The sequence below is a fragment of the Brevundimonas sp. TWP2-3-4b1 genome (genome assembly GCF_049897665.1).
GTDB classification, from domain to species: domain Bacteria; phylum Pseudomonadota; class Alphaproteobacteria; order Caulobacterales; family Caulobacteraceae; genus Brevundimonas; species Brevundimonas subvibrioides_B.
The window spans coordinates 79,527-91,174 of sequence record NZ_JAFCWQ010000012.1; the positions used below are offsets into that span (position 1 = coordinate 79,527).

General features: G+C 66.1%; 7 protein-coding genes and 1 tRNA gene. 5 read left to right on the forward strand and 3 right to left on the reverse strand.

Features of this window, described 5'->3' with window-relative positions:
- Positions 1 to 121: 121 nt before the first annotated feature.
- The 4 genes from ACP7A5_RS10845 (at position 122) to ACP7A5_RS10860 (ending at position 5,951) form a co-directional block, all read left to right on the forward strand.
- A complete protein-coding gene (locus ACP7A5_RS10845) occupies positions 122 to 436 on the forward strand; it encodes a hypothetical protein (protein ID WP_426041943.1) in 315 nt (104 codons plus the stop codon).
- Positions 437 to 524: 88 nt separating this feature from the next.
- On the forward strand, positions 525 to 1,775 hold the full coding sequence (locus ACP7A5_RS10850) for a multidrug effflux MFS transporter (RefSeq protein WP_426041944.1): 1,251 nt from the start codon (positions 525 to 527) through the stop codon (positions 1,773 to 1,775).
- Between the two features lie 62 nt (positions 1,776 to 1,837).
- Positions 1,838 to 3,796: a M1 family metallopeptidase gene (locus ACP7A5_RS10855; protein WP_426041945.1), complete on the forward strand. Its 1,959-nt coding sequence runs from the start codon at positions 1,838 to 1,840 to the stop codon at positions 3,794 to 3,796.
- A 487-nt stretch (positions 3,797 to 4,283) separates the two neighbouring features.
- Entirely contained in the window at positions 4,284 to 5,951 is a 1,668-nt protein-coding gene (locus tag ACP7A5_RS10860; protein WP_426041946.1) for an amidohydrolase, read from the forward strand.
- Positions 5,952 to 6,089: 138 nt separating this feature from the next.
- On the opposite strand, the gene ACP7A5_RS10865 is transcribed toward ACP7A5_RS10860, so the two are convergent.
- The gene (locus tag ACP7A5_RS10865) at positions 6,090 to 8,729 is read right to left on the reverse strand and encodes a TonB-dependent receptor plug domain-containing protein (protein WP_426041947.1); all 2,640 of its coding nucleotides are present in this window, start codon (positions 8,727 to 8,729) and stop codon (positions 6,090 to 6,092) included.
- A gap of 79 nt (positions 8,730 to 8,808) precedes the next feature.
- A complete protein-coding gene (locus ACP7A5_RS10870) occupies positions 8,809 to 10,326 on the reverse strand; it encodes a hypothetical protein (RefSeq protein WP_426041948.1) in 1,518 nt (505 codons plus the stop codon).
- Positions 10,327 to 10,626: 300 nt separating this feature from the next.
- On the opposite strand from ACP7A5_RS10870, the gene ACP7A5_RS10875 reads away from it, so the two are divergent.
- Positions 10,627 to 10,700, forward strand: a tRNA-Gly gene (locus tag ACP7A5_RS10875).
- A gap of 200 nt (positions 10,701 to 10,900) precedes the next feature.
- Here ACP7A5_RS10875 and ACP7A5_RS10880 read toward each other — a convergent pair.
- Positions 10,901 to 11,329: a hypothetical protein gene (locus tag ACP7A5_RS10880; RefSeq protein WP_426041949.1), complete on the reverse strand. Its 429-nt coding sequence runs from the start codon at positions 11,327 to 11,329 to the stop codon at positions 10,901 to 10,903.
- Between the last annotated feature and the right edge of the window lie 319 nt (positions 11,330 to 11,648).

Here is an 11,648-nt window from a genome sequence, read left to right on the forward strand (position 1 = left end):
CCGTCAGGATCACACAGTGTGCCGAACGGGTCACATCAGCGATAGGTCCGACGTCGTCTGCGGCACAGCGGGAACGCTCCGGTTCGCCGATCATTAATCCGGCAGTCCAAAGGCCCGTCCCATGATTGCTCTGACCCTCGCCCTCGCCCTGTTCGCCGACCCCTCGCTGGGCCAGCTCACCCGCGCGGCGCTCACCGTCGAACCCGCGTCGATGACGGCGCTCGAACCCGCTCCGGCGCCGCTGCTCCAGAGCGTTGCGGTTACCCTGGAATGCACGGCCTTCGCCGACGGCCGCGTCGGTGAATGCGCCGTTCTGGAAGAGACCCATCCCGGCATGGGCTTCGGTGACGCCGCCATCGCCCTGATGGCGGATGCGACGACCGACCGGTCCGCGGTCGATCACAGGTTCGCCCGCACCATCCAGTTCATGCCCTAGCCCCTGCGTCGCAGCCGTCATCTCGCAGTTGCGAAAAGTTACAGACTGGCCGGTTGCGGGCCGGCGCCTCAACGCGCATCTGGACACGATGACCTCAGCCACAAACGAAATCGCCAGGCCCAAAGGCCCGGGCTTTCCCGAGTTCGTCTGCATGATCGCCTTGATGATGGCGCTCAACGCCCTGGCCATCGACTCCATGTTGCCGGCCCTGCCCGACATTGGAGACGCCCTGGGCGTCGCGAACGAGAACAGCCGCCAGTGGGTCATCACCGCCTATCTGCTGGGCTTCGGTGCCATGCAGATCGTGTACGGCCCGCTCGCCGACCGGTTCAACCGCAAACCCGTCCTGATGATCGGCGTCGGCATCTATGTCGCGTTCAGCCTCCTCGCCATGCTGGCCCCGACGTTCGAGACCCTGATCCTGGCCCGCATCGGCCAGGGCATGGGCTCGGCCGCGACACGGGTTCTGGCCGTCTCGATCGTGCGTGATCGCTTCTCCGGCCGGACCATGGCGCGGGTGATGAGCCTCAGCTTCCTCGTCTTCCTCGGCGTTCCCGTCATCGCCCCCTCGCTCGGCCAGGCCATCCTTCTGGTCGCGCCGTGGGAGGCGATCTTCGGCGTCCTCGCCTTCGCCGGCGTCGCCCTGATGATCTGGGCCGGCCTCCGCCTGCCCGAGACCCTGCACCCCGAGGATCGCCTGCCGATCGAGGCGCGTCGCGTCGCACTCGCCTTCAGGGAGGCCGTCACCAACCGCATCTCCATCGGCTACACCCTGGCCATGACGGCGATCACCGGTGCCCTGTTCGCCTTCATCAACTCCTCGCAGCAGATCTTTTTCGACGTGTTCAAGGCCCCGGGCCTGTTCACCACCGTCTTTGCCCTGATCGCCGGCGGCATCGCCATCGCCTCCGTCATAAACGCGAAACTGGTCGAGAAACTGGGCTCGCGGATGATCGGCCACACGGCCCTGCTGGGCTTCATCACCTTCGGCGCGATCCATCTCATGGTCACCCTCTCGGGCCACGAGACGATCTGGACCTTCGGCATTCTTCAGGCCTGCACCATGTTCTGCTTCGGACTGCTGGCCGGCAATTTCGGCTCGATGGCGATGGAGCCGATGGGCCATATCGCCGGCACGGCCTCCTCGGCCCAGGGCTTCATCTCGACCATCATCGGTTCGCTGATCGGCTTCGCCATCGGCCAGGCGTTCGACGGCACGGTCGTCCCCATGACTCTCGGCATCACATCCTGCGGGATCGTCGCCCTCGGCTTCGTCCTGCTGGCGGAGCGGGGCAAGCTGTTCGTCGCGCGCAACACGATACCGGTCACCGCCGGGTAGGACTTGATCTCGCCGCGCTTTCGAGGCTCCCTCCGCGCCAAACCGTTTCGGAGTACGCCTCGATGTCCCGCGCCCGCCTTCTCATCATGGTTTCCACCGCCGCCCTGCTCGCCGCCGTCGCGGCCTGCGGGCAGTCGGATACGAAGTCCGACATGCCGCCCCTGCCCGCCTCGGCCACGGCCCCGGTGACCTTCGAACGCGACATCCACTCCTGGGCCCAGCCCGCCATCGCCCGGGTCAACCATGTCGATCTGGACCTGGTCGCCGACTTCACGGCGAAGACCCTCAGCGGCACGGCCACCCTCGACGTCACCGGCGAGCCCGGCGCGACCCAGGTCATTCTCGACATCAAGAACCTCGAGATCCGCTCCGTCGCCGACGACAAGGGCAATCCGCTTCAGTTCGCCCTCGGCGCCGAGGATCCGATCAAGGGCCAGGCCCTGACGGTCACCGTCCCCGCCTTCGAGCCCGGCAAGGTGCAGAAGATCGTGGTAACCTATTCCACCCGCCCTGACGCCGCCGCCCTCCAGTGGCTGACCCCGGCCCAGACCGCCGGCGGCCGGCAACCCTTCCTGTTCAGCCAGGGCCAGGCCATCCTGACCCGCACCTGGGTCCCGACCCAGGACAGCCCCGGCATCCGCCAGACCTATTCGGCCAAGATCACCGTCCCCGAGGCCCTGACCGCAGTCATGTCCGCCGAGATGCTGACCCCCGACGGCGAGCGCGCCGCTGACGGCATGCACGCGTATCGCTTCCGAATGACCAATCCGGTCCCGCCCTATCTGATCGCGCTCGCGGTCGGCGACCTGAAGTTTGCGTCCGAAGGCGCCCGCGTCGGCGTCTGGACCGAGCCCGGCCGTCTCGACGCCGCCAAGGCCGAATTCTCCGAAATGGGCCAGTTGGTCGACGCCGCCGAGGCCCTCTACGGTCCCTACCGCTGGGGCCGCTACGACCTGCTGATCCTGCCGCCCTCCTTCCCGTTCGGCGGGATGGAGAACCCGCGCCTGACTTTCGCCACCCCGACCGTGGTCGCCGGCGACAAGTCGCTGGTCTCGCTGGTCGCCCACGAACTGGCCCACTCCTGGTCCGGCAACCTCGTCACCAACGCCACCTGGGCCGACATCTGGCTCAACGAGGGCACGACCACCTATTTCGAGAACCGCATCATGGAGGCGGTCTACGGCCGCGACCGCGCCCTGATGCTCCAGGTCCTGGGCTGGAACGACCTGCAGTCGTCGCTGGCCGACATGGCCCCGCTCGATACCCGCCTGCACGTCGACCTCGACGGTCGCGACCCCGACGACGGTCTGAACGACATCCCCTATGAAAAGGGCGCCGCCTTCCTGCGCACGATCGAGCGGATCGTCGGCCGCGAGCGCTTCGACGCCTGGCTGAAGGGCTATTTCGAGCGTAACGCCTTCAGGCCCATGACCGCCGGCGGCTTCCTGGTCGATATCCGCGCCAATCTGGTGCGTGGCGATTCCGCGCTGGAGCGTGAACTGCAGCTCGACAACTGGGTCTATCAGCCGGGCCTGCCCTCGAACGCCCAGGCCCCGGTCTCGACCGCCCTGACCGCCGTGGACACGGCCGCCGACGCCTTCTTCGCCGACAAGGGCCCGGCCTCGGCCATCCCGTGGAGCGGCTGGTCGACGCAGGAGCGCCAGCATTTCCTCGCCTGGCGTCCTGAAGGCGCCGCCGCGACCCGGCCGTGGCTGACCAACGCCCAGCTCGCCGATCTGGAAACCACCCTGAACCTGCGCGCCGAAGGCAATGCCGAGGTCCTGTTCCAGTGGCTCCAGATCGCCGTCGCCCATCGCTACCAGCCGGCCGTTCCGACGCTGGAGCGGTTCCTGACCTCGCAGGGCCGCCGCAAATTCGTCCTGCCGCTCTACACCTCGCTGTGGGGCCAGGGCGACTGGGGCCGTCCCATCGCGACGCGCGTCTATGCGACGGCGCGGCCGGGCTATCACCCGGTCACCACAGGATCGGTCGACAACGTGGTCGGGGTTCCGGCGGCTTGATCCTGCCCCTCTCCCCTTGCGGGAGAGGGAGCCCGCGCACGGCGGCGACAGCCGTCGTCCTGGCGCGGGCGGGTGAGGGGTCACACTGACCGTTACTCCGACCGCCCGCGTGACCCCTCATCCGTCAGCCTTCGGCTGCCACCTTCTCCCGCAAGGGGAGAAGGAATGGGCCCCATACCCATCAACGGATCGGCCGAATCTGCCTTTGAAATCAACGGTCGGAATTATTCAGAGGCCTTATCCCAGCCGCTCCCGAAAACCGTGAGACACTGGTCGCGGTCTTTGACATCGCCATCACGCCCCCCAGCCAGGTAGACTCTACGGACTATCTGGACTCCAATTTCCGGAGTCCGGACGCCTTCCCGGACACTTCGAACGCTTCGGGCGGTGTTCTGGAGTCCGGGCCATCTCCACTCCGCCAAACCTTGACCTTCGCGCGCCAATCCCCGCAACTCCGCCGTCCGATTTCCACCAGCCCGGTGACCCCATGCTCCGCTCGTTCCTGACCGCCGCCGCCCTCGCCGCCCTCGCCCTCCCCGCACAGGCCCAGGACCTGCTGATCCGGGGCGGAACCATCCACACCGGCAATGACGCCGCCCCGACGGCCGAGGTCGTGATCGCCCGCGACGGCCGCATCGCCTGGGTCGGGGCCGCCGCCGATGCGCCCTCGACCGAGGGTCTGACCGTCATCGATCTGGACGGCGCCACCCTGTTCCCCGGCTTCACCGACGGCCACGCCCACCTCGACGGCATCGGCTGGCGCGAGCTGACGCTGAACCTCGAGGGCTCGACCTCCGTCGTCGACGCCATGGCCAGACTGACCGCCTGGGCCGAGGCCCACCCCGAGGGTCCGATCATCGGTCGCGGCTGGATCGAGACCCGCTGGCCCGAAAGCGCCAACGGCGCCCGCTTCCTGACCGCCGCCGACCTCGACGCCGCCGCACCCGGCCGGGTCGTTTTGCTGGAGCGCGCCGACGGCCACGCCATCACCGCCTCCTCGCCCGCTCTCGCCGCCGCCCGGATCGATGCCTCGACTGTCGCCCCCTCGGGCGGAGAGATCGCCAAGGGCCCCGATGGACAACCGACCGGCTTCATCGTCGACGCCGCCATGTCCCTGCTCGCGCCCCTGATGCCCCAGGCCGATCCCGAGGCGAAGCGGAACGCCTATCGCGCCGGCTTCCGGGTCGAGGCCCGCTACGGCTGGACCGGGATCCATTTCATGAGCGCGCCCTGGTCCGACATCCCCCTGCTGGAGCAGATGGCCGAGGCCGGGGAGGCGCCGCTGCGAGTCTACAACTCGGTCACCCCCGACGGCGGCGCCGCCCTGATCGCCTCGGGCCCCCGCAGCGTCGCCGACGGACGGATCGTCACCCGCGCCATCAAATACTATGTCGACGGCGCTCTCGGCTCGCGCGGCGCCGCCCTGCATGAACCCTACAGCGACGCCCCCCACACCTCGGGCCTGATGCAGACGACGCGCGAGGACATGGCCCCGCTCTACGAGAACGCGCTGCGCAGCGGCATCCAGGTCGCCACCCACGCCATCGGCGATCGGGGCAATACCGAGGTTCTGACCTGGTACCGCGACGCCATGGCCGCCGTGCCCGCCGGTGAACGCGGCCTTGCCCAACCGCGCTGGCGCGTCGAGCACGCCCAGATCCTGCGCCCCGGGGATGAGCCGATGTTCCGGGACCTGCAGATCATCGCCTCGATGCAGCCCAGCCACGCCATCGGCGACTTCCACTTCGCATCGGCTCGCCTCGGCGACGCCCGCCTGGACGGCGCCTATGCCTGGCACAGTCTGGTGGATCTGGGCGTCGTCGTGGTCGGAGGCTCCGACGCCCCGGTCGAGCGCGGCGATCCCCTGATCGAATTCTACGCCGCCGTCGCCCGCCGCGATCTGGAAGGCTTCCAGGGACCCGACTGGCGCCCGAACGAGGCCGTGGACCGCGCCACGGCCCTGAAGATGTTCACCCTGTGGCCCGCCTTCGCCTCGTTCCGCGAAGACGAGCTGGGCACCATCGAGGTCGGCAAACGCGCCGACTTCACCGCCTTCGACATCGACCTGATGACCGTCCCTGAAGCCGACATCCCCGGGGGCCTCGCCGTCCTGACCGTGGTCGATGGCGAGGTGGTCTATCGGGCGGTGGACTAAGATCCTCCCCCATCGGGGGAGGTGGCGCGGCGCACTTCGCGACGTGATGGAGGGGGCCGACCACGACGGGGGAGGAACAAGAAAAGGGCCGCCCACCTCGCGGTGGACGGCCCCGGTCTTTGAAATCGCAAGCCCCTTTTAGAAGCGGGCGGTCAGGCTGATCGAGGCGCTGGAGCCCAGGTCATACGAGTTGACATCGATCTTCGTCGAACCCAGCTCGATGTATTCCTGATAGTCGGTGCCGAGCAGGTTACGCAGTTCGACGGCCAGACCCAGTTCGCGGCCGATGACGTCGAAGTCCTTGCGATAGACGAAGTCCAGGAAGGCGCCGGGTTCCTGGATCAGATCCGGGTTGCCGGCGATGTTCCGGGCGGAGGTCCGCTCCGAGACGTAGTTCAGGATGAAGGTCGCCTGCGAGCGAGCCATGTCGTCTTCCCAACCCAGTTGCAGGTTGGCGACGTGATCCGACTGACCCTGCAGACGGCTGCCATCGATCACGTAGAAGGCCGCATTCTCGGGCACGCCCAGACCGCTCTGCGTCAGGACCTTGTCGCCGGTCTCAACGGTCACTTCGGAGTCCGAGAAGGTGTAATTGGCCTGCACCAGCCAACGCTTGTTGGCGATGAAGTCCATCCCCGAGTCCGGGAACTCGAAATACTTCTTGGCCTCGATCTCGGCGCCGATGATCCGCGCCCGGGGCGCGTTCAGGAACGTCTGCGAGATGCTCGCGCCCTGATCGACGACGCTGGATTCAACCGGATTTTCCAGGTCCTTGTAGAAGACGCCGGCCGTGATGAACTGCTGGCGGGCGAAGTACCACTCGAAACGGGCATCCAGGTTCATGATCTCGGTATCGACCAGGAACTGGTTGCCGATGAAGGTCCTGTCCGTTTCCGGATCGCGGAACTGCTGTGGCGCCAGTTCGCGGAACTGCGGACGGCCGATGGTCTTGGACGCGGCCAGTCGCAGTTGCATGTCCTCGGCGAAGTTCCAGGTCACGGTGGCCGCGGGCAGGACGTACTGCTCTTGGATCTCGGTGCGGACCAGGCCGGTCGTGCTGCCGAACAGGTCGACCGGGCTGACCGTCTGCTGGCCGTCCTCGTAGCGAACGCCAACGGTCAGGTTGACCAGCGGGATCACCTCGGCCTCGATCTGGCCGTAGACGGCGTTGACCGTCAGCTGGCCTTCGAAGGCGGCGGCGCCGTTCGACCCGGTCACTTCCTCGATCTGGAGGAACGGGCCGATGTTGAAGTCCGAGAACAGATAGTCGACCCGCGATTCCAGCTGGTCGGCCGAAAGCGTGTTGATCGCGTTGAAGCGCAGGCGGCGCTCCTGGGAGTCGCGATTATTGTCATAGCCGGCGACGCCGACCGTGAACTTGGCCTCGCGGTAGTCTGATAGCGGAAGGATATAGCTGAGGTCCGCGCCGCCCGACACAACGTCGTCATCAAGTTCGCTGAACGCCATCGAGTTGGACTGGATCGAATGAACGAAGTTTCCAGCGGCATTCACGCCGTAGCCGAAACTGTTCTCGTAAGGCGCGTCACGCGACGTCTTTGCGTAGGCGGCGCGCCAGTTGAACTCCCAGGCCTCGCCGAAGAAATGGTCGCCGGTCAGCTGCGTCGAAAGAAGCTGACGGACATACCAGGCCGTCAGGTCCGTGCGACGCCGAGCCTGGCCGCCAAGATCGTCGATGCCGTCGACACTCTGCGCTTCCTTGGTCGTGTTGCGGACGTAGAGGTTGGTCCACTTGATCGTGTTGTCGCCACTCTCGAGGCTGAGCGCGCCCAGGAAATTCAGCTGGATGTCGTTCTGGGTCGAGATGAAGTCGTAGTCGTTTGCGAGCACCAGCTTACCGCTGTCGAGGCGGCCGCTGTCGCGCTGACCCTCGCGGGTCCTCGAGCTGTTGTCGTATCCGGCCACGAACACGGCCCCGAGCGTGCCAATACCGGTCTCGGTCGACGCGCCGCCCGTGAAGCCCAGGCCGAAGTTGACCGGGATCTGCTCGCGCTGCAGCAGGCGAAGCGGCGCGTTGACCAGCGACTGGCCCATGCGGCGGAGTTCTGTGGCCGTGAAGTTGGCCGAGTTGATGCGCCTGCCCGAAGCGAAGCCGAGAGCGACCGGACCGGGGATGTCGCGAGTGTCGTCGTCAAAGCCCAGGAAGTCGGTACGCGCGCCGTAGTAGATCAGGCCGTCCTGCGCCGTGGTCTCGGTGTTACCGCCGAGCGAGGCCTTGAAGGTGAAGAACGGATCATTGGGGGTCGAGATCGTCTGCAGGTCGATCAGACCGCCGCCGAACTCGCCGGGATAGTTGGCCGAGTAGGTCTTCTGGACGGTCACGCCGGCCAGAATGTCGGACGGGAACAGATCCAGCGGAATCACGCGCTGCAGCGGCTCGGGGCTCGGCAGGGGCGAGCCGTTCAGCAGGGCCGAGGAGTAACGCTCGCCCAGGCCGCGGACATAGATGAAGCGGCCTTCCACGATCGACAGGCCGGTCACGCGGGTCAAGGCCTCCGCGGCGTTGGAATCGCCGGTGCGGGCCAGGTCTTCCGCGGTCAGGAAGGCCGCGACTTCCGGGCTCTCGCGGTTCGGCTCGGGAATGTAGCGGCCGAGGACGACGATCTCGTCGACCTGGGTCGATTCGTCCTGCGGTTCAGCCGGCGCCGCGACCTGGGCGGGAGCTTCGGCCGGAGCAGTTTGAGCGTAGGCGAGCCCCGGCGCGATCAACGCGCTGGTGGCCAGCAGGACCCCGCTCAGGGTCAGGGAGAGCGTCTTCATGATCTGCGCCTTGAAGGGGGTTCAACGAAAGGGACGGCGAAATCGGGGCGGCCCGCAAGGACCGCCCCGGCCTTCGTCATCAGCAGGTCGAACCGGCCGCCAGACCGCAGGTCCAGCCGAGGTACCAGGTGTCGGCGGTGTTCCGCACGGCGCCGATGTAGGTCACCGACGTGAAGAACGGATACAGGGCGTTGCCGTTGGTCGCCACGACGGCCGTCTCGTTGGCGCCGTTGATGAAGGTCAGGCCGTTGTTGGTCATCGTCGCGCCGGCCGGGGCCGTCATCGTCGAGGTGCCGGCGGCCGTGTTGTTCACGTTGGTGGCCGAGATGAACACTGCGGCGGTGGCCGCCGCGTTCACGTTCGAGTCGTCTTCGTAGGGACGCGAGCAGGCGAAGTAGACCGAGCGGAAGATCGGAGCGTTGGTGACCGTCTGGGCGTCGTCGATGTCCAGGCAGGCGGCGGCCGAGGTCGTCGGGTTGGTGAACACCGAGTTGATGACCGTCGGCTGGGTGCCGGTGTTCATCGTGATGAGCGCGTCAGCGGCCACAGCGGCGTTACGGCCGACGATGGTGAAGTTCGAGACCTTGGGCTGGGCGAAGAAGGCAGTGCCCGACGGAGCGGCCGACCATTCCAGGCCACGGCTGCCGTTGGTCACGGCCGTCGGCTTCTGGGTGATGATGCCGAACTGGGCTCCACCGCGCCAGCCGGTGTCGGTGTCCAGACCGTCGTCGTCAGCGCCGTTGATGACGATGTTGCGCAGGTTGACGGTGCCGCCGAAGATTTCGATGCCGTCGTCCGACGAGTTGTAGGACTGGAAGAACTCGACCGTGGTGCCCGAGCCGACGCCGGCCAGGGTCAGGGCCTGCAGTTCGTTGTTCGGCGACAGTTCGAAGCCCGAGAAGTTGACCTGCACGTAGCGCAGGCGGCCCGAGTTGTCGGCGAGGGTGTTGCCGCCGTAGTTGGCGCTGGTGCCCTCGACCTGACCGACGCACGAGGCGTTCGGGGCCGTGACGCCCGCCGGGCAGACGGCGGTCGGCGCGCGGCCGGCGATGACGAGGCCGCCCCACTGGCCTTGCGAGCTCAGGTTGGTGGCGCCTTCGACGTTCTGGCGGCTGGTGAAGATGATCGGCTGGGTCGCGGTGCCTTCGGCGAAGATCTGTGAACCGCGGTTGACCAGCAGGTAGTCCGAACCGCCCGAGGCGAAGACCTTCACGCCCGGATCGATGGTCAGGATACCCTGGACGCTGCCGGCGACCGGAGCGGCCGGATCGGCGCCGCGGTCGGTGCCGACCTGGGTGCGACCCGAGATGGCGTAGATGGTGCCAGCGCGGACCGACAGGGTCAGCGAGCCCGAGATCGTCTCGGGCAACTGGCAGGCGCGCAGGGTGCCGCCGGCGACGGTGCCGACATTGGTCAGGCCCGTGGGGCAGTCAGCGGCCGGGGTGCCGGGCGGGAGCGGGGTGGGGCCTGTGCCGCCACCCGTGCCGCCGCCGGAGCCGAAATCGCCCTCGCCGGGGGACGCCACTTCGGCGGAGCCGCAGGCGGCCAGCGCCATCACGGCCGCACCGGCCATCAGAACCTTGGTCAGACGAAGCATCGATATCCCCTCGGGTTGGAAACGGGTTGATCGCCGCCGCATCGTTCCGACACGATCTGGCGATCCCGTCGCCGCCTTTAGGACTTCAATGCAAAGTTCAAATGACAGAAAAACGTGCAATTATTACAGTCGATCCGGATACGGACTTATGTTCTCCAAACATTTGTAACGAATACTCTACGTCGCGCAGATGACAAAGACTCTGATGTCGGAGTGAATGTCACAGGATTGGAGAAATCGGCCCTGCGTCAGTCCGCGCTTGAGCGTCCCGCGCATTCCGCTAGGCTGGCGCCAGCTTCCGCGGGCGTGATGTAGTGGTAGCCTGAAAGCTTCCCAAGCTTTTCGTGCGGGTTCGATTCCCGCCGCCCGCTCCAATAAATGGTTGTTTTTGAGGCATAATCTGAAATAAATTTGATCCGCCTACGGATCATATTTGGCTGTTTTGGACGAGCGATTCCCAAAACCATTTCGGCGTGTTTTTAGTTGGAATGGCTTTGTGAGTTCATGGAACGCGCGGCTAAGGGCGCACCGATCAGTGTGGCGTGACACCTTCGTCGAAATATCGCCGTTTGACTTAGCGGTAGGAGGCTGTCAGTCGGCGACCCATCTCTTCGGCCGTTGCGGCGGGGATCGGCCACCGCAACGCGTCAGCGTCGGACGGCAGATCGAAGTAGCCAGCTTCAAACTCAACTTCGCGGAACAGCCACGGATCGCGAGCGATCTCGGCGCCGAGCCAATCGTCGCTCACCCATGGGCTTCGACGTTCAACCCCCTTGTCGCCCATCAGTGCGCAGAGTCCGATCAAGGGGTATTTCATGCGGTTTCTTTCCTCGTTGCTGGCCGTCGCCAACTTACGGACCGTCGACGGCTTCGTTGACCCGACTGCATCGACCGACGCTCTTGTCATCGAGACAGGGCCAGGCGGTTTTTGCGCGACTCGGGCTTCGGCTTCGAGCCTTTGGATCCGTTCGGCGATTCCCATGACGATGGTCTGACGATCCACGTAGATCGCGAGCAGCTTCTCGACCCGTTCCTCGTCCCATCCGAGTACGTCAGCAATTTCTGGAGCGGTCAGCCCTGCTCGCCGAAGACGCGTTGCGAATGTACCCCGAGCATCATGCAGATGTTTGGTAACCCTGGGAGATGATGCCTTCTGCGTATCGCTGACCCGAGTTGAGAGGCCCGAGTACTTCCAGCTACGGCCTAGAGCACTTTGCGACCTGATTGAATCTCCGGGGATTCCCAAGGGAGCCGGGTTCTGATTCAACATTCCTGCTGGAGGCGGAGGCCAGCATGAATGAGCAAGGCGCTTTCGGTGGATC

Excerpts from the sequence above, each read along its gene's own strand:
- ACP7A5_RS10870 (WP_426041948.1), bottom strand. The coding sequence starts at position 10,326 with ATGCTTCGTCTGACCAAGGTTCTGATGGCCGGTGCGGCCGTGATGGCG.
- ACP7A5_RS10855 (WP_426041945.1), top strand. The coding sequence starts at position 1,838 with ATGTCCCGCGCCCGCCTTCTCATCATGGTTTCCACCGCCGCCCTGCTC.
- ACP7A5_RS10850 (WP_426041944.1), top strand. The coding sequence starts at position 525 with ATGACCTCAGCCACAAACGAAATCGCCAGGCCCAAAGGCCCGGGCTTT.
- ACP7A5_RS10860 (WP_426041946.1), top strand. The coding sequence starts at position 4,284 with ATGCTCCGCTCGTTCCTGACCGCCGCCGCCCTCGCCGCCCTCGCCCTC.
- ACP7A5_RS10865 (WP_426041947.1), bottom strand. The coding sequence starts at position 8,729 with ATGAAGACGCTCTCCCTGACCCTGAGCGGGGTCCTGCTGGCCACCAGC.
- ACP7A5_RS10845 (WP_426041943.1), top strand. The coding sequence starts at position 122 with ATGATTGCTCTGACCCTCGCCCTCGCCCTGTTCGCCGACCCCTCGCTG.